The organism is Amycolatopsis sp. NPDC089917, from assembly GCF_040684635.1.
GTDB lineage: Bacteria > Actinomycetota > Actinomycetes > Mycobacteriales > Pseudonocardiaceae > Amycolatopsis.
The window spans coordinates 1-18,867 of the sequence record NZ_JBFBGL010000037.1 but is presented as its reverse complement, the minus strand read 5'-3'; the positions used below and the strand labels follow the sequence as shown (position 1 = coordinate 18,867).

Genomic DNA, 18,867 nt, shown 5'->3' with positions numbered 1-18,867 from the left:
AAGCGTCTCACGGTGTCAGATCAAACCCTCACGAAGGGCGTAAGCCACCGCGTGCGACCGGTTCCGGAGCTGGAACCGGTTGGTCACGTCGTGCAGGATGCTCTTCACCGTGCGCTGCGAATAACAGAGCTGGTCGGCGATCTCCTGTGTCGAGAACCCCGACGCGACCAGCTTGAGCACCTCGGTCTCCCGGCTGCTCATGCCGCCGAGATGCAGGCCGCGCGGCTGCAGGACCTGACGTTGCAGCCGTGAGACCCGGTGCAGGAGCCTGCCGAGCAGGTCGGGCGGGAGCGCGCCTTCCCCGGCGGCGGCCGCCTTGATCAGCCGGACCAGGACGTCGGCGCCCGCCTCCGAGCGTCGGGCGACGGCGCAGACGCCGTGCTCGATGGCGTTGAGGATCTCGTTGTCGTCGACCTCGCCCGCGATGAGGACGATGCGGGTGAATCCCTGGTGGTGCAGCGCGGACAACAGTTGCGTCATGGCCTCGTCGAGCCGATCGGTGACCAGGAGGGCCACCATGCCCGGGTCGGCGGTCTCCCCGTCCACCAGCCAGACGTCGTCACGGGAGCGGAGCGTCATGCAGACGCCGTTGTGCAGGATCGGATCGGTGGCGCGGACGACCACCGGTGTCCTGTTCGGTTCGAACATGTGATTCCCATTCCCCTCGAACTGTGCGAGGGCCCCACCCCTCGCACCCCGACCCACCCTGCCGGGTGAGGTGTCCCGAGCGCATGGGACTCCGGTCCCGAAATTGCCCGAAAAGCCGCCCCGATCGGGGTCGATTTTTCAACGGCCCGCTCTTCAGCGGCCCAACCCGGCTTCGCGGGCGCGCACGATGGCCTCCGCGCGATCGGCGACGTGGAGTTTGCTGAAGACGTTGGAGATGTGGTTCCGCACGGTCTTCGGGCTGAGACAAAGGGTGCCGGCGATGACGGCGTTGCTGTGGCCGCAGGCGATGAGTGAGAGGACCTCTCGTTCGCGGACGGTCAATTCCGGGAACACGGTGTCCGCGTTCGGTTGCGTTCGGTTGAAGAAACCGAGGACCCGCGTCGCGATATCAGGTCCGAAGATCGCTTCGCGACTCGCGACGGCGTGAACGGCGCGGATGATTTCGTCGGGTTCCGCGTCTTTCAGCAGATATCCGCGGGCTCCGGCGCGCATCGCGGAGAAAACGGATTCGCTTTCGTCCGCCATCGTCAGCATGAGCACGCCGACACCGGGCTGTTCGGCGACGATGTGCCGGGTCGCTTCGGCGCCGCTGATGTCGGGCAGGTGCAGGTCCATGACCACGACGTCGGGTCCGAGCGCGCTCGCCGCGCTGATCGCGTGCGCCCCGCTCGACGCTTCGCCGACGACGTCGACCTGGGGCTCGTTGGCGAGCAGCGTGCAGACCCCGAACCGGAACAGCGGATGGTCGTCGACCACGAGCACGCGCAGGCGTTCGTTCATACGGACTCCCCCTGTCTCCCCGACGCGGCACGTTAGCGAGAGGGCCGGTCGCGGACAACGCGTGGTCCGGACAGCGGACCGGCGTGAATTAAACGCCTGATGAGTGTCGCGTATCGCGGGGATCCGCCCAAGTCATTAACCCTTTCGGCCCAGGCGGGGGAGCAAGGGACCTTTGCTCACGTTGGTTAGCGTGCTAACGAACGATAGCAAGGGTCCCTTGCTATCGTTTCTCTCGATGTTGAGATAAGCGGAAGTCCGTGAAGGCCTCCTTCACTACCCTGAAGGTAGTGAAGGAGGCCTTCACGGACTCTGGGTCCCTCAAGGGGCCCTTCACGGAACGCCGATGGCCTGCGAGCCGCAGGTCAGGTGCAGGTCAGGCGAAGGCGCCGGCGTGCTCGCGAGCCCAGTCGCCGAACGTCAGCGGCGCCCGGCCGAGGAGGTCGCGAACGGTGTCGAACACGATCTCCTCGTTCCCGGCGGACTGCCGTTTGAGCTCGAACATCCCGTCGATCGCCGAAGCGGGCCAGCCGAAGCCGAGCATCCGCGCGCGGGCGTCGGCTTCGGGCTCTTCGACGTAGGTCAGCCGTCGGCCGAGAGTGTCGCCGAGGATCTCGACCTGCCGCCGCGTCGTCAGCGCTTCGCCGCCGGTGATCGGGTACGTCTTGCCCCCGTGGCCGTCGGTCGTCAGCACCGTCGCGGCCACGGCGGCGATGTCGCGGACGTGCACCAGCGCGGACGCCGGATCGCCTTCGGGGACCCGGACGACGCCGTCGCCGCGCACAGCGTGCAGCCAGGTGAACCGGTTGTCCATGAACGTGCCGGGACGCAGGATCGTCCAGTCCGGCTCTGCCTCGCGCACGGCCTGCTCGGCTTCGGTGTGTACCAGGGAGATCGGATCGGTCTGTCCGAAGTGGACTCCGGTGGTGGAGAGCTTGACGACGTGCGCGACGTCGGCGGCGGCCTTCAGCACGGCGCGTTCCTGGGCGAGCGGGTCCGAGCCGTGGCCGGAGGTCAGGACGAAGACGCGCTCGACGCCGTCGAGCAGCGCGGGGTCGAAAGCGTCGAGATCGCCGACGGCGACTTCGGCGCGCGGGTCGATCCGGGCGCGGGCGGGGTCACGGGTCAGAGCGCGTACACGGGCGCCCTTGTCCAGCAGCGCGGGGACGAGTTCGCGGCCGATCTTGCCGGTGGAACCGAGAACGAGAATCATCGAAAGAACTCCTCAGTGGTTGCGCCGCAACGAAACGCGCGGCAGGAAGAGGGCGGCGGCGAGGCCGATCACCAGGGCGGGGACCATCACCCAGAACACGCCGTCGAGCGCGGACGCGTACCCGGCGGGACTGTCGGTGTCGAACGAATTCGTGAACACTGCGCCGAAAACGGTCAGTCCGGCCGTGGTGCCGAGGGAGCGCAGGAAGCCGACGGTCGCGGACACCGCGCCGAGGTCGGTCCGGGCGACGTTCTGTTGTGCCGCCATGGAAAGCACCTGCATGTTGAGCCCGGCCGCCGCGCCGAACACGACGAGATAGCCGACGACGAGCGGCAGCGGCGTGGTTTCGTCCATTGTGGACATCGCGAGCGCGGCGGCGAGGCCGAGGGTCATGCTGAGGATCGGCGCCCAGCGATACGCGCCGGTCTTGGCGATGACCCGGCCCGCGACCATCGACGCCGCGGCGACCGCGAGCGTCATGGGCAGCAGGAGGAGTCCGGCTTCCGAAGGCCCGGCGCCACCCGCGGTCTGCAGGAAGAGCGCCAGGTAGTTGACCGAACCCAGGAAGACGAACCCGGCCGCGACACTGGCCAGCACGCTCAGGCTGAACATCCTGACGCGGAACAGCCGGAGCGGGATGACCGGTTCGGCCGCCCGGCGTTCGATGAGCAGGAAGGCGACGAGCAACACCGCGCCGATCGACGCCGACCAAGGCGTCGCCAGGGTCAGGCCGACGATCGCGCCGGAAAGGACGACGATGCCCGCGAAATCGAACGGCGCGGACGTCCGGCGTCGTTCGAGCCGCAGGAATCGCGCGACGACGACGAGCGCGGCCAGTCCGATCGGCACGTTGAGCGCGAAGATCGAGCGCCAGCCCGCGAGATCGGTCAGCACGCCGCCGACGACCGGGCCCGTCAGCGAGGACCCGGCGAAACAGATCGAGAACCAGGCGAAATAGCGGGCGCCTTCGCGGCCGGGGAACAGTTCGCCGATGATCGCGGCGACCGCGACGAACAAGCCGCCGGAGCCGACGCCCTGGAGGACGCGGGCGGCGATCAGCAACGGCATCGTCGGCGCGAGCGCGCAGGCGAGGGAGCCGAGGACGAACAGCGTGATCGCGACGGCGACGACGCGTTTGCGGCCGAAGAGGTCGCCGAGCTTTCCGTAGACGGGCGCGCTGACGCTGCCCGCCAGCAGGTACGCGGTGGTGACCCAGGCGAACGACGTGGCGCCGCCGAGTTCGGCGACCATCCGCGGCAGGGCGGTCGCGACGACCTGGGCGTCGAGCATCGCCAGGAAAACGGCGGCGAACAGCCCGACGAGGGCAAGGGTGTTTCGGGCGCGCGGAGGCACGCCGAGAGTGGTGCTCAAGAAAAGGATCCGTTCACTGGAAGAAACGAGGGAACGCGAAGGACGCGGAGCGCTGCTCCGCATCCCCGCCAAGACGGGAAAAGGCTCAACCGTCATCCGAACCGGATGCGGTCCTCTTCGCGCTTGGCGATCACCTCGAATTCGTCCCGCTCGACCGTGCGAACCCGGTCGGCGTCATCAGTGAAGGAACGTTGACATGGATGACTCTAGGCAATCACATGTCTTTTAACAAGTACTTATCGGAGGGGAACGACGTCGTCGTCCGGCTCGTCGCTGTCCCGGCGGCGTTCGCCCAGCTCGTCGGGGAAGACCCACTTCTTGAAACCCCAGAAACGGAAGAACATCGCCAGGAACATGCCGATGATCGAGCCGCTCGTGAAGTCCGCGACCTCCTGGACCAACCGGGTCACGTGCGGCACTTCGAGATCGAAGATGTACCGCGACGTGTAGAGCGGGATCAGGTTCACCACCACGGCGATCCCGCTGATCACGAAGAAGAGCGCCGCCTCGTGATGCCGCTCGCGGCCGCCGCGGGTCCGGAAGGACCATTCGCGGTTGAGGATGTAGGACACGATCGTCGCGACGATGATCGCGATCGCCTTCGCGGTGGTCGGCTTCGATTCCAGCACGCTGAGTTTCAGCAGGTACCAGACGCCGTTGTCGACGAGGAACGTGGTGCCGCCCACGATCGCGAACTTCAGCAGCTCGCGGTGCTTGATCAGCACCGATCGGAGCGGCTCGGGCGTCCGGGAAAGGACGGATTCGACCACGGTCACCCGACCAGTCTAATTCGCGCGGGCCGCCGAATGGGCCGGGAGGGGATGGACAGCGCGTTATATGACCCTTTGGGCGGTTTCAGGATCAGGCCGCGGGTTCCTCGGGGAGGTCGGCCACGTCCTGCCGCTCGCCCCGCACCAGACGCGGTCGCGCGTCGGCGACCGGGAAGACCCATTTCTTGAACGACCACCAGCGGAAAGCCGTGCCGAGCAGGGTCCCGATGATCGCGCCGCTGACGAAATCGGCGATCTCCTGCGTCAGCAGCCCGACGTGCGGCTGTTCCAGATCGAGTACGTGCCGCGAGATCAGCTGCGGAAGCGCGTTGAGACCGAGCGCGATCGCGCTGAGCAGAAAGAACAGCGCCGCCTCGTGGGCGCGCTCGCGACCGCCGCGGAAACGAAAGGACCATTCACGGTTCGCGACGTAGGAGAAAACGGTCGCGACCAGCACGCCGATCATCAGCGCGGTCACCGGTTTGTCGGTCAGCACGGTGAATTTCAGCCCGTAGTTGACCGTCATCGTGATGACGAAACTCGCGCCCCCGACCACGGCGAAACGCAGTAACTCCCGGTGCCTCCCCAGCATGCGGGCACGCTACTCGAAGATCCGGTCCACCACTCCGTTGGGCCGCGTGGTCGGCTTGGACTTGCCCGGCCGCGGCGGCGCGCTCGTGGTCGCGGCAGGCGGCGTGGACTCCTGCTTCGCAGGCTCCGACGAGGTCGCGGACGGCGAAGTCTTCTTCGTCGGCGAAGGCCACCCAGGTCGTCCCGGCTTGGGGTCTTGCGAGGTGGACGGTGGCTTCGAAGTGACCGAAGGCAGCGAAGGCGCCGTGGTCGGCGGAAGCAGCGCGTTGTCGTCGTCACACCAGTGACCCCAGCAGTCGAAATAGACCCGCGCGGGCACCGCCTGCGCGGTGCCGAGGGTGGCGTTCACCGTCAAGGGGACGTTCTGCGGAGGGCGACTCTTCAGCTGTGCCGTCAGATAAGCCTTGCCGCCCGGGGCCAGCGAGCCGCGCGAAGTGCATGACGCCCCTTCGCCGGTCGGAGTGCACCGGATGCCGGACCAGCTCCAGGAGAAGAGCAGGCGCTGGTCGAGGGTGATCGTCACCGGCTTCGCCGACTCGCCCGTGTTCGTCACGGTCACCTGCACCAGCGGATGGCGGTTCCAGGGGTACATCGAGACGAGATCGGTCTTGGCCGAGAGCGTGAGCGCGTCCTGCGGCGGCTTCGGCTTCGGCACCTTGACCTTCACCGCGACCGACACCTGGATCTGCGCGCCCGCCGTCACCGAACCGGTCACCGTGCTGCCGTCCGTGGCCGTTTCGTCGGCGAGCAGCCGGAACTTCAGCACCGCGGACTGTCCCGGTTCGAGGCCGGTACCGGTCTTGCAGGTCACCGTGCCGGTGCCACCGGGGCAGCTCACCGCGATCGGGGCCGGTCCCTGTTGCCGGAAACCGTTGACGCCCATCGCGCCACCGCCGCCGGCGGCGGGAACGGCGCTCACGCCCTTCGGCAGGTTCAGGGAAACCGCCACGGGCTCGGACTTCGATCCGCCGTCGTTGCGGACTGTGATCGGCAGGTCGGCGGCCTCGCCGGGCTTGAGCTGGACACCGCCCGGCGGGGTCGACGCCGTCATCGCCGGAGGCGCCGGGATCACCGGTGAAGAAGCGGGCGGCTCGGCGGGCGGTGGCTGCTGCGGAGGAGTCGGCTGGGCGGGCGGCGGCTGTTCCGCGGGCGGAGCGGGCGGCGGCACCGGCTTTGGGGGCGGGGCCACCGGAGGAACGGCAGGCGGGTTCACCGGAGTGGGAGCCGGTGCCACGGCGGGCGGCGGGACGGCCGCGGCCGCCGGGATCTCCTGGGTGCCGCCACCGGCGGCGAGCGCCACCGCGACGGCGGCGACGATGGCCGCGCCCGATCCGGCCACGGTGGCGAACTGGCGCGGTCCGGCCGCGGCGGCACCGGCGGCGCCGCCCGAGTTCGAACCCGCCGCACCGGCCGCGGCGGCCGAAGTCGTGCCCGCGGTGACGGCCGCCCCGGCCGCGGTGGCCGCGGCCGCCTTGCCCGCCCCGGCCGTGGCCAGGTAACCGAGAGCCGCGCCACCGAGCACGATCGGCGCGATGATCCCGCGCAGACCGGTGTTGACGTCGGCCAGCTCCGCGGCCAGCGCGCGGCACTTCTCGCATTCGTCCAGGTGGCTCTCCACCTGGGCGCGTTCACGTTTGGACAACCCGTCGCGGGTCCACGCGCCGAGCTTGTCCGCGCTCGCGCGGCAGCGTTCGGCGGAGTTCTCGGCCAGGTGGACCTGCAGATACGCCTGCCGCAGGCCCTCACGGGCGCGGTAGGCGAGCGCGGAGACGCCGTTCGCGGTCAGCCCCAGCAGCGGTGCGACCTCGGCGGGGGTCTGCCCCTCGATCTCGGTGTGCCACAGCACCGCCTGCCAGCGTTCGGGCAGCCGGGCGAACGCCTTCGCGGCGAGCGTGCGCTCGAGCCCGGCGACGGCGGTGTCGGAGAAAGGGACCGTCAGCGCTTCGCCGACGGCGCCGCCGACGTCGGACATGTCCTCGTTCAGGTCGACGCGCTTGTCCTTGCGCGTCTTGTCGTAGGCGGTGTGCCGGAGCGCTGTCAGCAGGTACGCGCGGAAAGCGGCGTCGGGGCCCTTGCCGCCGCGCAGCGTGTCCAGCACCTTCGCGAAGGCTTCCGAAACGAGGTCGTCGGCTTCGGAACTCGAACGGGCGAGCTGGCGGGCGAGATTGTGGGCCGCGCCGGCGTGACGTTCGTAGAGCGTTCCGTAAGACGCGATCTTCCCGTCACGCACCTCGGCGATCAGCTCGGCGTCACTCTTACCGGAGAGATCGGCGGGAACGGTGGACACGGGACTCCTTCATCATGCGGGTTAGGCGGGTCTACTCTTCCTAACGCCCGAACACGCTCAGTGTGACGGACCGGGCGACGCACGTCACCTCGCGGCCCTGCCGATGACCCGGAGAGCCCAACACCTTCACCCGTGACGGGTTACCGAAGAGTTCGGAAAGATCCTTGGAAAACGCCGTCACGCACGGCGTGGACCGGCGTCCCCACCGTGAAGCGATCGCAAGATCGAAAAGATCCGGAACGGAAGGGGCGGTGGGCAGTGGACGTACCGGCGACTGGTGCGCCCGACGGGCAAGCCGCCTGGAACCGGTTCGAACGAGATCGCTCTCTTCGCGCCCTGCGGGCCCGCTGGCGGACGGCCAGTCTGGCCGCGGGCTGGCGTTTCCCCAGCGACTGGGGCCTCCCCGAGGTCGACGCCGTCTGCGCCGCGGTGATCAAGAACGGCCGGGTCGCCTCCGCGGAGGTGGCGGAAACCGCGCTCGCGGGACTCGGCCGGGCGCGCGCCGCGGCGGGTGCCGGGCTGGCGGAGACGCTCGCGGACCTCGCGGCGTTGCACGCCGTGCTCGCCGACCCGGACGCGGTCGACGGGTTCGTCGCACCGGATGTCGACACCACGCCTTCCCGGTTACTCCGGGTGACCGCGCTGGCTTGGGCGGACGTCGCGACCGATCAGCTCGTGAACACCGAGGTCACCGAACCGCTCACCGGACTGCCCACCGCCGCGTACCTGAGGACCCGGTTGAGTGAGCTGTACCGCCAGGCCCGCCGTGACGAACGGCCGGTCGCGGACGTGTACACCCTGCTCGTGGTCTCGATGGACTTCAGTTCGGTCGCGGGCTGGCCCCGGCTGACCGGGATGATCCTGGTCGCGGACGCGCTGAAGCAGGTGTTCGACGGCGGGGAGAGCGTCGCGTCGCTCGGGCCGTCCGTCGCGGGCGCGCTGGTGTCGAAGGACGCGAGGCTCGCTTCGTCCGGCGTCGCGCTGCGAAGGGCGCTCAACGAGCGGCTTTCGGTGGACGCCCAGTTGCGGGACACCGGCCGTCCGCAGATCTCGGCCGTCCGGCTCCCGGCGACCTACGACCAGGCGTGCGATCTCCTCGGTTCCCTCGCGCGGTCCTGAGCCGGGTTATCGCAAGACGTTCTCCAGGTCACGGCGACCCTGCGGACCAGCGACGACCCGGTTCATGATTTCCTGTTTGCGTGACCCGGACTGTTCCCGCCGACACCAACGGCGACGTTACGGCGAGCCGACCGCAGCATCGTCTGTCGTTGCGGAGGTCGCTCGCCCGCTTGTCCGTCCGGCCGAGGTCGATCCTGATCCTGTCGGTGATCCCGCTGGTCGCGATCGGTTTCGGTATCTGGGGCTGGCAGCACGACTGGGTGCTCGGCGTGGACAGCGCGGTGTATCGCGCCGGTGCCGAGACACTGCTCAACGGCGATCCGCTGTACGACGCGAACACCCTTCCGGTGGAACCGTGGTGGGCGCTGCTGCCGTTCACCTACCCGCCGACGGCGGCATTGCTGTTCATCCCGCTCGCGCTGGTCCCGACGCAGGTCGCCTGGGGGCTCCTGACCGCGGTCTCGCTGCTCGCGCTGGCGCTGTGCGTCCGGATCGCCATCGGCGCGCTGCCGAAGCCCTCGACCGACGGTCCCCGCTGGTGGGCCTCGCCCGCCCGGTCCACCATCGCGTTCTTCCTGGTCTTCCTCGGCCTCGAACCGGTGTGGCGCACGATCTTCCTCGGCCAGATCAACATCATCCTGATGGCGCTGGTGATGCTCGACATCCTGGTCATCGGGGCCAGGGGCAGCCGCTGGGGCGGGGTGCTCGTCGGCGTCGCGGCCGCGGTCAAGCTCACCCCGATCGTCTTCCTGGGGCATCTGTTCATCACCGGCCGCCGGATGGACGCCGTCCGCGGGCTCATCACGTTCATCGTGATGCAGGGCCTGATGTTCCTGATCATCCCGCACGACGCGGCCCGGTACTGGACCTACACGCTGCCCGACACCGGCCGCATCGGCCCGGTGCACTGGGCGGGCAACCAGTCGCTGAACGCGCTGATGAACCGCTTCACCGAGCTCGCGCCCTGGGCGTCGAAGGCGGCGATGGGGATCGGCGCGCTGCTCGCGATCCCGGCGATCTGGCTGGTCCTGCGGTTCCACCGCAAGGGGCAGGCGCTCGCGGCGATGCTGGTGACGGCGTTCTGGATCCTGCTGATCTCGCCGATCTCCTGGACCCACCACTGGGTGTGGGTGGCGCCGCTGGTCGTCCTGCTGGTCTCGCGCCTGCCGAAGACCACGCCCGCCACCGCCTGGAAACGCTGGCTCGGCACCTTCGCGGTGTTCTTCGTCTTCATCAGTTGCGTGCTGCTGATCCTGCCGAACGGCCGCAACGTCGAGCTGCACTGGAAGGTGTGGCAGAACATCCTCGGCAGCGCGTACATCTTCATGCCGCTGGTGCTGGCGCTCGCGCTGGCCGGACGCTGGTGGTACCTGCGCCGCAAGCAGGGCTCGGGGGACGAAGAAAAACATGCTGAAGTCGCGTCCGGCGGCTGAGCCCCGGTTCGTCGGGGTCACGCTGGCGGGCGCGCTCGCGCTGGCGATGCTCGCGCTGGGCGTCGTCGCCTGGCTCGGCGAATGGCACCTGGGGGCGGACAGCGCCGTCTACCGCGCCGGCGCCCTCACGCTGCTGAAGGGCGAACCGCTCTACACGCGCGAAGCGCTGACGACGCTGCCGCCGTGGGTGCTGCTGCCGTTCACCTACACCCCGGCCGCGGCGCCGCTGTTCCTGCCGCTCGCGATCGTCCCGGCGGGGCTGACCTGGGGCGTCGCCGGCGCGCTCTCCCTGGTCTGCCTGAGCGTCGTGATCTCGGTGGTCGCCCGCGCCTGCGGCGCCCCGATCACCCGATGGTGGGTTCTGCCGCTGGCCACGGCGGGCGCGCTGGCGCTGGAGCCGGTCTGGAAGACGATCTTCCTCGGGCAGATCAACCTGATTCTGATGGCGCTGATCGTCCTCGACGTCCTGGTGCTTTCGGCGCGCGGCTCGCGCTGGGCCGGGGTCCTGATCGGGATCTCGGCCGCGATCAAGCTGACGCCGTTGATCTTCGTGCCGCATCTGCTGTTCACCGGCCGCTGGAAGGACGCGCTGCGCGCGCTCGGCACGTTCGCCGGGCTCGAAGCCGTGATGTTCGCGGTGATCCCCGGCGACGCCGTCCAGTTCTGGACCGAGTCGGCGACCGACCCCAGCCGGGTCGGCTCCGTGCACTGGATCTTCAACCAGTCACTCAACGGCCTGGTGACCCGCGCTTCGGAACTCGCGCCTTGGTCACTGACGGTGGCCATCGCGATCGCCGCCGTCCTGGCCGTCCCCGCCGTCTGGCTGGTCGTGCGCCTGCACCGCCGCGGCGACGCGGTCGGCGCGCTGCTGGTGACCGCGTTCTACGGGCTGCTGGTCTCGCCGGTGTCGTGGTCACACCACTGGGTGTGGACGGTGCCGTTGCTCGTCCTGCTCGTCATCCGCCGGTCGTGGGTTCCGGCCGCGGGCGTCGCGGTGCTGTTCGCGAGCGGCGTGATCATGTTCGTGCCCAACGGCGGGGTGACCGAGTTCGGCTGGGGACCGGGCTGGTCGCTGCTGGGCAACGTCTACGTCCTCACCGCTGCGATCGCCATCACAGGCCTGGCCGTGCGGGAGCTGCGACGCGGGTCCGCCCAGGTCGCGACGGTGGCGGCCAAGTAATCTGCTCCCTGTTATGGACAAACGAACCGGTCTTCCGATCGTGGGCATGGTGGGCGGCGGACAGCTGGCCAGGATGACCCACCAGGCGGCGATCTCCCTCGGCCAGTCCCTGCGCGTGCTGGCCGCCGGGGAGAACGAATCCGCCGGCCTCGTCGCGGGCGAGGTCGTGCACGGCCACCACACCGACCTCGAAGCGCTGCGCTCGTTCGCCGCCGGGGTCGACGTGCTGACCTTCGACCACGAGCACGTTCCCGGCGAGCACCTGCTGACGCTCGCGATGGAAGGCGTCACCATCCGGCCCGATCCGGCCGCGTTGTCGATGGCGCAGAACAAGCTCGTCATGCGCGAGATGATGGCCGGACTGGAGATCCCCGGCCCGGACTTCGCCGAAGTGTCCTCTGTGGACGATGTAATCTCTTTCGCCGACAAGCACTCCTGGCCGGTGGTGCTCAAGGCGGCGCAGGGCGGCTACGACGGCCGCGGGGTCTGGATGCTCGACACCGCGCAGCACGCGCGCGAGACCGTCCCCGAACTGCTCGACGCCGGAACTCCTTTGCTGGTCGAGGAAAAGGTCGTCATGCGGCGCGAACTGTCCGCGCTGGTGGCCCGGTCCCCGTTCGGGCAGGGCGCGGCGTGGCCGGTCGTGGAGACCGTGCAGTCCGGCGGGATCAACACCGAGGTGCTCGCCCCGGCGCCGGGGCTGAGCGTCGAGCGCACGCAGGAGGCGCAGGACCTCGCGCTGCGGATCGCGGCCACCCTGAACGTGACCGGGCTGCTCGCCGTCGAGCTGTTCGAGACCGACGAAGGCCTCCTGGTCAACGAACTCGCCATGCGCCCGCACAACTCGGGACACTGGACACAGGACGGCTCGCGGACGTCGCAGTTCGAGCAGCACCTGCGGGCCGTGCTCGACTACCCGCTCGGGCTGACCGACCTGATCGCCCCCGCCTGTGTCATGGCGAACGTCCTCGGCGCTCCCGAGGCGCCGGAGATGGGGCCGGACGAGCGGCTGCACCACCTGTTCGCGCGGTACCCCGACATCCGCGTCCACCTGTACGGCAAGGGCGAACGTCCCGGCCGCAAACTCGGCCACGTCAACCTCGTGGGCGAACGCATGGAGGAGTTGCGCGACCGCGCGCTGCTCGCCGCGCACTGGCTTTCCCACGCCGTCTGGCTCGACGGCTACGAGATCCACTAGGAGTAGGAATGTCGCCGCAGGTTGGCCTGATCATGGGCAGCGATTCGGACTGGCCGACGATGGAAGCGGCCGGGCAGGCGCTGGCCGAGTTCGGTGTCGAATACGAGGTCGGTGTCTACTCGGCGCACCGTACTCCGCAACGGATGCTTGACTACGCGACTTCGGCCGCTTCGCGCGGCGTGCGTGCGATCATCGCGGGCGCGGGCGGTGCCGCGCACCTGCCGGGCATGGTCGCCTCGGCGACGGTGCTGCCGGTGATCGGGGTGCCGGTGCCGCTGAAGTACCTCGACGGCATGGACTCGTTGCTGTCAATCGTGCAGATGCCGGCGGGCGTCCCGGTCGCGACCGTTTCCGTCGGCGGGGCACGGAACGCCGGACTGCTCGCGGTCCGCATCCTCGCCGCGTCCGACGAGGGGCTGCAGGCGAAGATGGCGCAGTTCCAGGCGGATCTCGCGCAGCTCGTGCTCGACAAGGACGCGGCCCTGCGCAAACGCGTCGAAGGCTGACGCATTTCGTCCTCTGAATGCGCCGGAACCACTTGCGGACGTAGATCGTCACAGTAGGGTGTCGGGTGGGCACTGCCGGTCAGAATGGCCGGTAGTGGAGGAGGGGACATGATGGTTGGTTTCGTGGTGCGCTCATGACGGCACCGAACAGACTGCGCGCTCTGCGCGAAAAGGCCGCGGACCTGGATACTCGGCTGGCCGCCGCCAGATATGCCGGCCGATCCGCCGACGGCCTGATCGCGGCTACGGTAACCGGACGAGGACGGCTGGTCGATCTCCGCATCGACGATGCCGCGCTGAGCGGTGTTCGCAGGCCCGAACTGGGGGTCGGCATCGTGGTGGCCGTCCAAGCGGCTCGTAACGCGGCGCTGGAGGCATCCGGTCCCGAAGTGAACGCTCTATTCGGTACGCGGCCCAGCTCGCATCCTGGCGTTTCCCGGGACAGAGCCGATCATGCAAGTCCGAGGCCGACGCCAAGGTCGGCTCGTGACGAAGCCGATTACGAGGAAAACTTCGACGAGGTCGACTTTCTTTCCGACGAGGAGGACGACCGCCGGTGAACACCTACGACAGGCTCTACAACCTGGCCAAAGAGATCGATGCCAGTGTCATCGCCACGGAGCAGGCCGCTGAAAGCGGCCGCAGATCGCCTTTGATCAAGAACATCGGCGCCGGCCTGGGGACCGTAACCGTGGCGGGCTCAGGTTCCCTGTTGTCGATCGATTTGAATCGCGATGCGGTGGGAACACAGACTGGCGCCAGTCTGGCCGGACACGTCCTGCGAGCCATTAACGACGCGGAGCACGCTGCGTCCGTCAGGCAGGACGCGATGATCGCAGAAGCATCGAGGAGAGTGGAAAGTTGACGTTGTCCAATCCTCTGGGCTCCAGTGATTCCGGCTATGAGGTCTACCCGGAATCACTGCGTAATGCGACAGAAGGCATCTATCATGCCGGTGGAGTTCTCCGCGATTTCGCCGATCGCGATTTGAATGACTTGTATCTCGGCCCGAATGACGTGGGAATGCTGGGCGAACGGGTGGATATCGCTGGAGCCTTCGCCAGGATGATCGCGGATATGCAGGACAAGAGCAGGAGGAACTTCGAACGCTTGATGGCGCTCGGCGGCGCGATGGACAAGGCTGCCGACTATTACGACGCCCAGGATGACGAGTACTACAAGCGGCTGCGCGATCTTGAGAAGGGCGGAAACTGAAAATGACCTCTACTATCGGTTCTCCGCCGGAATATCCGCAGGTTGCGGACGCGAAGATTCGCGAATTCGCGAATCTTCCCTTTATCGGTCGCCCGGACATCTTGCATCTGCTGGACGATGTTCGTGACAAGCTTCTGGGTAATCCCAATCGAATGCAAGAGATGATTCACCGATTCGCGACGAGCAGGGCGATGCGCGATGCCTACGATGATGTCGGCAAGGCGGTGCAGTCTCTGGCCGGCACCTGGTCGGGTCGTGCTGCGGATCAGTTCACCACTTACGCCTCCAGCGTGACCAATTCCCTTGAGAAGGAGCAGGAAGCCGTCGCGAGTGTATCCGAGGTGCTGTCGGATGTGCGACAAATCATTGTCGAGACATACGCCAAGGCCATCGAATTTCTTGGAACCTGCGCCGGGCGACTCGCGACCATTGATGTGAAAGCGCTGCTCGCGGCGGTCGCCTCAGTGGTTCCCGGTCTCAATGCCATCATGTGGTCCGACGTCATCGACACCATCATCGAAGCGTTCGGGACATTGGTGGAAAGCTTCGTTGGATTGCTCGCGTCTGCCGCAGAGCAAATGGGTAAGTTTTTCGGTGCGGCAGTTGGATTCGAGCAGATCGGTACCAACTTCATTGAAATTCCCGACCTGCCTTCGAATTCCGGTATGGACAATCAGAAACAGTGGAAGATCGAACCTGATGCCGTTCCAGAGTAAAGGAATCACCGTGCGTTCGACGTACTTGGCCGGCGCGATCTTCTTGGCGGCGTCCTTGGCTGCGGGCTGCGGCATCGGGAAGTCAAAGCCGCTCCTCGATGACCGGCCTGCGGCTGCCCGTGTCGGTGACGTGATTCCGGCTACTCCGGTGCGGGATCCGCTGCCTCTGGATTCTTTCAAGTTGAATCCCTGCGATGCCCTGAAGCGCACGGACGTCGCCGCGCTGATCGCTGATCCGCCGGAGGATGTGCGATCGGAGTCGTACAGCATCGGGTACGACCGCGCCTGTAAGTGGGACAAATCGCGAGCTGGTTCGTTGGTGGTCGGAATCCCGGACGCGGCAACGGGGAACTTCAGCGACCGGATCACTCGGCGGAGCGAAGATCCGGCGAAGTTTTCCCACTGGCGGGAGTTGTCGATCAGCGGTCTTCCCGCGGTCGAACAGGTCGGGAACCCGCCGGTCTTCGAGTACAACGGCTCCACGCTCAAGGCCTGCACCGTCGAGGTCGGAGTCACGGACACCGAACTGCTGGAGTTCCGGTACTCCCAGGTCAACGACGCCAAGTCGCAGTATTGGGGCGACGATCGGTGCGCGGCGGCGCTCAAGGCCGCGGAGTTCGTGATCGGCAACCTCCGCGGTCGCTGAGCGTCAGTCGGCGAGCTGCTTTCGCAGCTCCAGCTTGAGTACCTTCCCCGCCGCCGAAACCGGGATCTGGTCGACGAAGTGGATCGCCCGCAGCCGTTTGTACGGCAGCACGCGGGCGCCGACGGCCTCCAGGAGCTGCTCGGCCGTGACGTTCTCGTCGCTGCGGACCACGAACGCGACCGGCAGTTCGCCGACCTCGGTGTCCGGTTTGCCGACGACGGCCGCGGCGGTGACGCCGGGCAGGGTGATCAGCAGCTCTTCGAGTTCGCGCGGGAAGACGTTGTATCCCTTGTACAGCAGCATGTCCTTCTTGCGGTCCACAATGGACAGGTAGCCGTCCTCGTCGAGGAGGCCGATGTCGCCGGTGTGCAGCCAGCCGTCGACGAGCGCGGACGCGGTTTCCTCGGGGCGGTTGCGGTAGCCGGTCATCACCTGCGGGCCGCGCAGGCACACCTCGCCGCTTTCCCCGGCGGGCAAAGGATCTCCGCCGCCTTCGGCCGAGACGATCTTGACCTCGGTGTCGGGCAGCGGCAGTCCGACCGACCCGACCTTCCTGACGGCGGAGCGATAGGACGGCGCGATGACGGCGCCCATGGTGACCTCGGTCAGGCCGTAGCCCTCGATGATGAGCACGCCGGGGAAGCGGTTCCGCAGGGCGCGGATCATCTCGTGGTTCATCGGCGCCGCGCCGGAACCGATGGTCAGTACCGAAGACAGGTCGGCTGTGTGAAACTCGGGGCAGGCGAGCAGTGCGGCGAACAGCGCGGGCGCGCCGCCGATGGTGGTGACCCGCAGTAGCTCGGCGTCGGCGACGTACGCGGCCGGGTCGAAGCGGTCGTGCAGGACGATGGTGCCGCCGTCGAGCAGCGGCACGTTGAGCGCGGCGATGGTCCCCATCGCGTGGAACCACGGCGTCAGGTTGAGGGCGATCCCGCTGCCGATCCGGGACGGCCATTCGTCCGGATCGCCGAATTGCTCGACGATCACCTCGCCCGAGGCGTCGACGGCGGGGATCGCGCCCAGCCGGTAGCAGGAACTTTGCAGGCTGTTGACCACGACGTTCCGGTGCGGCAGGCAGACACCCTTCGATCGTCCGGTGGTGCCGCCGGTGTACGCCAGATGGGCGAGGTCGCGGTAGATGTCGATCTCCACGTCCGGCCGCTGGTCGGAGTGACCGGAATGGAACTCCGTGAACTCGACCTCGCCCTCGGCCAGACCCTCGGGCGGGTGAACAACGATGCTCAGCCGGACCGAGGTCCGGTCACGGACGGACGCCAGCACGCGGGCGACCGGGCCGACCGTGACGGCGGCGACGGCGCCGGCGTCGGCCAGCTGGAAGGCGAGGTCGTCCGGCGGGAGCAGGGGATTCGCCGGGCTGAAGGTGGCACCCGCGAGCAGCGTCCCGTAGTACGCGATCGGGTACGCCAGACAGTTCGGCAGGTGGAGCGCCACGACGTCGCCCCGGCCGATGCCCTCGGCACGCAGGGCGTTCGCGAACCGGCAGGCTGCGCTGTACGTCTCGGCGAAGGTGAGGCTGCGGTCTCCGTGGGCGAAGGCCGTGCGGGAGCCCCAGCGGGCAGCGGCTCCGGCCAGTACCGAGCCGACGGGGACCTCGGGATAGTCGAGCGACCGGGGGAACGGGGTGAGCTGCATCACCCGAACGTACGGACTTTGCGGTCAAAGACACAAGCGCTCGCGATGTCGCACGATGTGAACGAGCGCTAACATCGGACAAACTCCCAAACGCGCTTAGAAGAGGTGACGAAGGTGTCTGACGGCCCGGGTCTGTACCAGCTTGCCGAGGAGCACGAGGAGCTGCGGGCCGCGGTGCGTGCCCTCGCGGAGAAGGAGATCGAGCCGTACGCGGCCGAGGTCGACGAGGACGAGCGCTACCCGATCGAGGCGTACAACGCGCTGGTCAAGTCGGGTTTCAACGCCGTCCACATCGAAGAGGCCTACGACGGCCAGGGCGCGGACGCCATCGCCGCCTGCATCGTGATCGAAGAGGTCGCGCGCGTCGACGCGTCGGCGTCGCTGATCCCGGCGGTCAACAAGCTGGGCACGGTGCCGATCATCCTTTCGGCGTCGGAAGACCTCAAGAAGCTCGTCCTGCCTTCGATCGCCTCCGGTGAGGCCTCGGCGTCCTACGCGCTTTCGGAGCGCGAAGCCGGCTCGGACACCGCCTCGATGCGCACCCGCGCGAAGCTCGACGGCGACCACTGGGTGCTGAACGGCACCAAGTGCTGGATCACCAACGCGGGTGAATCGTCCTGGTACACCGTGATGGCGGTGACCGACCCCGAGGCCGAGAAGAAGGCCAACGGCATCTCCGCGTTCGTCGTGCACAAGGACGACCCCGGCTTCACCGTCGGCTCGAAGGAGCGGAAGCTCGGCATCAAGGGCTCGCCGACCCGCGAGATCCACTTCGAGAACTGCACCATCCCGGCCGACCGCATCATCGGCGAGCCCGGCACCGGCCTGAAGACCGCGCTGCGTACCCTCGACCACACCCGCCCGACCATCGGCGCGCAGGCGCTGGGCATCGCGCAGGGCGCGCTCGACGCGGCCGTCGCGTACGTCAAGGAGCGCAAGCAGTTCGGCAAGTCGATCTCGGAGTTCCAGGGCGTCCAGTTCATGCTGGCCGACATGGGCATCAAGATCGAGGCCGCCCGGAACCTCGTCTACGCCTCCGCCGCGGCGACCGAGCGTGGCGACAAGCGCGGCGGCTACGTGGCCGCGGCCGCGAAGGCGTACGCGTCGGACATCGCGATGCAGGTCACGACGGACGCGGTGCAGCTCTTCGGTGGCGCGGGCTACACGCGCGACTTCCCGGTGGAGCGCATGATGCGCGACGCGAAAATCACCCAGATCTACGAAGGCACCAACCAGATCCAGCGCATGGTCATGGCGCGCGCCCTGCTCAAGGGCTGAGTCTGCCTAAGTACATGAAGGCCCCCTTCCTTGCGCCAGGCGCAAGGAAGGGGGCCTTCATGTATCTGGGGCCGCCGCGACCGGAGGACGAATCGAGCGCGCACCCGTGATCAGACGGCGAACTCGCGTGATTGAACGGCGAACACGTGTGTGGAGTTGCCCCTGTGGTGCGGACACCTTGATTCCAGACAGTGGTCTGGAGGGAGGATGTCCTGGTGTCTCGTTCGAAGTATCCGGAGCAGTTC

At 67.9% G+C, this 18,867-nt stretch carries 19 protein-coding genes; 11 read left to right on the top strand and 8 right to left on the bottom strand.

All coding sequences use genetic code 11. The annotated features are described in order from the left end of the window. Positions 1 to 15: 15 nt before the first annotated feature. The 7 genes from AB0N89_RS25520 to AB0N89_RS25490 all read right to left on the bottom strand — a co-directional run bounded on the left by AB0N89_RS25520 (position 16) and on the right by AB0N89_RS25490 (position 7,678). Positions 16 to 648, bottom strand: coding sequence for a response regulator transcription factor (locus AB0N89_RS25520; protein ID WP_364208717.1), 633 nt, complete (start codon positions 646 to 648; stop codon positions 16 to 18). A gap of 153 nt (positions 649 to 801) precedes the next feature. Then, a complete protein-coding gene (locus AB0N89_RS25515; RefSeq protein ID WP_364208714.1) occupies positions 802 to 1,449 on the bottom strand; it encodes a response regulator transcription factor in 648 nt (215 codons plus the stop codon). A gap of 373 nt (positions 1,450 to 1,822) precedes the next feature. Beyond that, complete coding sequence (locus AB0N89_RS25510; protein WP_364208711.1) at positions 1,823 to 2,659, bottom strand: NAD(P)H-binding protein; 837 nt, start codon at positions 2,657 to 2,659, stop codon at positions 1,823 to 1,825. A gap of 12 nt (positions 2,660 to 2,671) precedes the next feature. Then, complete coding sequence (locus AB0N89_RS25505) at positions 2,672 to 4,030, bottom strand: MDR family MFS transporter (protein WP_364208708.1); 1,359 nt, start codon at positions 4,028 to 4,030, stop codon at positions 2,672 to 2,674. A 236-nt stretch (positions 4,031 to 4,266) separates the two neighbouring features. After that, positions 4,267 to 4,806, bottom strand: a complete 540-nt coding sequence (locus AB0N89_RS25500; RefSeq protein ID WP_364208705.1) for a GtrA family protein — start codon at positions 4,804 to 4,806, stop codon at positions 4,267 to 4,269. Between the two features lie 85 nt (positions 4,807 to 4,891). Further along, entirely contained in the window at positions 4,892 to 5,392 is a 501-nt protein-coding gene (locus tag AB0N89_RS25495) for a GtrA family protein (protein WP_364208702.1), read from the bottom strand. A gap of 9 nt (positions 5,393 to 5,401) precedes the next feature. Then, a complete protein-coding gene (locus AB0N89_RS25490; protein WP_364208699.1) occupies positions 5,402 to 7,678 on the bottom strand; it encodes a sigma-70 family RNA polymerase sigma factor in 2,277 nt (758 codons plus the stop codon). A gap of 258 nt (positions 7,679 to 7,936) precedes the next feature. Here AB0N89_RS25490 and AB0N89_RS25485 point away from each other — a divergent pair, with 258 nt between their 5' ends. The 10 genes from AB0N89_RS25485 (at position 7,937) to AB0N89_RS25440 (ending at position 15,691) form a co-directional block, all read left to right on the top strand. Further along, positions 7,937 to 8,797: a GGDEF domain-containing protein gene (locus AB0N89_RS25485; protein ID WP_364208696.1), complete on the top strand. Its 861-nt coding sequence runs from the start codon at positions 7,937 to 7,939 to the stop codon at positions 8,795 to 8,797. A gap of 80 nt (positions 8,798 to 8,877) precedes the next feature. After that, a complete protein-coding gene (locus AB0N89_RS25480) occupies positions 8,878 to 10,230 on the top strand; it encodes a glycosyltransferase 87 family protein (protein WP_364208693.1) in 1,353 nt (450 codons plus the stop codon). Then, a complete protein-coding gene (locus AB0N89_RS25475; protein ID WP_364208690.1) occupies positions 10,205 to 11,410 on the top strand; it encodes a glycosyltransferase 87 family protein in 1,206 nt (401 codons plus the stop codon). Before AB0N89_RS25480 ends, AB0N89_RS25475 begins: the two co-directional genes overlap by 26 nt. Positions 11,411 to 11,423: 13 nt before the next feature. Further along, entirely contained in the window at positions 11,424 to 12,608 is a 1,185-nt protein-coding gene (locus tag AB0N89_RS25470; RefSeq protein WP_364208687.1) for a 5-(carboxyamino)imidazole ribonucleotide synthase, read from the top strand. Between the two features lie 8 nt (positions 12,609 to 12,616). Continuing rightward, positions 12,617 to 13,114, top strand: coding sequence for a 5-(carboxyamino)imidazole ribonucleotide mutase (gene purE / locus AB0N89_RS25465; protein WP_364208684.1), 498 nt, complete (start codon positions 12,617 to 12,619; stop codon positions 13,112 to 13,114). 134 nt (positions 13,115 to 13,248) lie between these two features. After that, on the top strand, positions 13,249 to 13,674 hold the full coding sequence (locus tag AB0N89_RS25460; RefSeq protein ID WP_364208681.1) for a YbaB/EbfC family nucleoid-associated protein: 426 nt from the start codon (positions 13,249 to 13,251) through the stop codon (positions 13,672 to 13,674). After that, positions 13,671 to 13,979 carry a YbaB/EbfC family nucleoid-associated protein gene (locus AB0N89_RS25455; protein WP_364208678.1) on the top strand — a complete coding sequence of 103 codons (309 nt, stop codon included), beginning with the start codon at positions 13,671 to 13,673 and terminating at the stop codon, positions 13,977 to 13,979. The genes AB0N89_RS25460 and AB0N89_RS25455 overlap by 4 nt, the downstream gene beginning before the upstream one ends. Further along, positions 13,976 to 14,329, top strand: a complete 354-nt coding sequence (locus AB0N89_RS25450) for a hypothetical protein (RefSeq protein WP_364208675.1) — start codon at positions 13,976 to 13,978, stop codon at positions 14,327 to 14,329. The genes AB0N89_RS25455 and AB0N89_RS25450 overlap by 4 nt, the downstream gene beginning before the upstream one ends. Before the next feature lie 2 nt (positions 14,330 to 14,331). Further along, complete coding sequence (locus AB0N89_RS25445; protein ID WP_364208672.1) at positions 14,332 to 15,045, top strand: hypothetical protein; 714 nt, start codon at positions 14,332 to 14,334, stop codon at positions 15,043 to 15,045. Continuing rightward, the gene (locus tag AB0N89_RS25440; protein WP_364208876.1) at positions 15,029 to 15,691 is read left to right on the top strand and encodes a DUF3558 family protein; all 663 of its coding nucleotides are present in this window, start codon (positions 15,029 to 15,031) and stop codon (positions 15,689 to 15,691) included. Before AB0N89_RS25445 ends, AB0N89_RS25440 begins: the two co-directional genes overlap by 17 nt. 3 nt (positions 15,692 to 15,694) lie before the next feature. On the opposite strand, the gene AB0N89_RS25435 is transcribed toward AB0N89_RS25440, so the two are convergent. Further along, a complete protein-coding gene (locus AB0N89_RS25435; RefSeq protein WP_364208669.1) occupies positions 15,695 to 17,344 on the bottom strand; it encodes an AMP-binding protein in 1,650 nt (549 codons plus the stop codon). Between the two features lie 105 nt (positions 17,345 to 17,449). Here AB0N89_RS25435 and AB0N89_RS25430 point away from each other — a divergent pair, with 105 nt between their 5' ends. Then, positions 17,450 to 18,622 carry an acyl-CoA dehydrogenase family protein gene (locus tag AB0N89_RS25430; protein ID WP_364208666.1) on the top strand — a complete coding sequence of 391 codons (1,173 nt, stop codon included), beginning with the start codon at positions 17,450 to 17,452 and terminating at the stop codon, positions 18,620 to 18,622. Positions 18,623 to 18,867: the final 245 nt, after the last annotated feature.

What these genes read in the sequence shown, in the direction of transcription:
- AB0N89_RS25520 (WP_364208717.1), bottom strand. Translation starts at nt 648, where the DNA reads ATGTTCGAACCGAACAGGACACCGGTGGTCGTCCGCGCCACCGATCCG.
- AB0N89_RS25515 (WP_364208714.1), bottom strand. Translation starts at nt 1,449, where the DNA reads ATGAACGAACGCCTGCGCGTGCTCGTGGTCGACGACCATCCGCTGTTC.
- AB0N89_RS25470 (WP_364208687.1), top strand. Translation starts at nt 11,424, where the DNA reads ATGGACAAACGAACCGGTCTTCCGATCGTGGGCATGGTGGGCGGCGGA.
- AB0N89_RS25495 (WP_364208702.1), bottom strand. Translation starts at nt 5,392, where the DNA reads ATGCTGGGGAGGCACCGGGAGTTACTGCGTTTCGCCGTGGTCGGGGGC.
- AB0N89_RS25445 (WP_364208672.1), top strand. Translation starts at nt 14,332, where the DNA reads ATGACCTCTACTATCGGTTCTCCGCCGGAATATCCGCAGGTTGCGGAC.
- purE (WP_364208684.1), top strand. Translation starts at nt 12,617, where the DNA reads ATGTCGCCGCAGGTTGGCCTGATCATGGGCAGCGATTCGGACTGGCCG.
- AB0N89_RS25510 (WP_364208711.1), bottom strand. Translation starts at nt 2,659, where the DNA reads ATGATTCTCGTTCTCGGTTCCACCGGCAAGATCGGCCGCGAACTCGTC.
- AB0N89_RS25460 (WP_364208681.1), top strand. Translation starts at nt 13,249, where the DNA reads ATGACGGCACCGAACAGACTGCGCGCTCTGCGCGAAAAGGCCGCGGAC.
- AB0N89_RS25440 (WP_364208876.1), top strand. Translation starts at nt 15,029, where the DNA reads ATGCCGTTCCAGAGTAAAGGAATCACCGTGCGTTCGACGTACTTGGCC.
- AB0N89_RS25475 (WP_364208690.1), top strand. Translation starts at nt 10,205, where the DNA reads ATGCTGAAGTCGCGTCCGGCGGCTGAGCCCCGGTTCGTCGGGGTCACG.
- AB0N89_RS25435 (WP_364208669.1), bottom strand. Translation starts at nt 17,344, where the DNA reads ATGCAGCTCACCCCGTTCCCCCGGTCGCTCGACTATCCCGAGGTCCCC.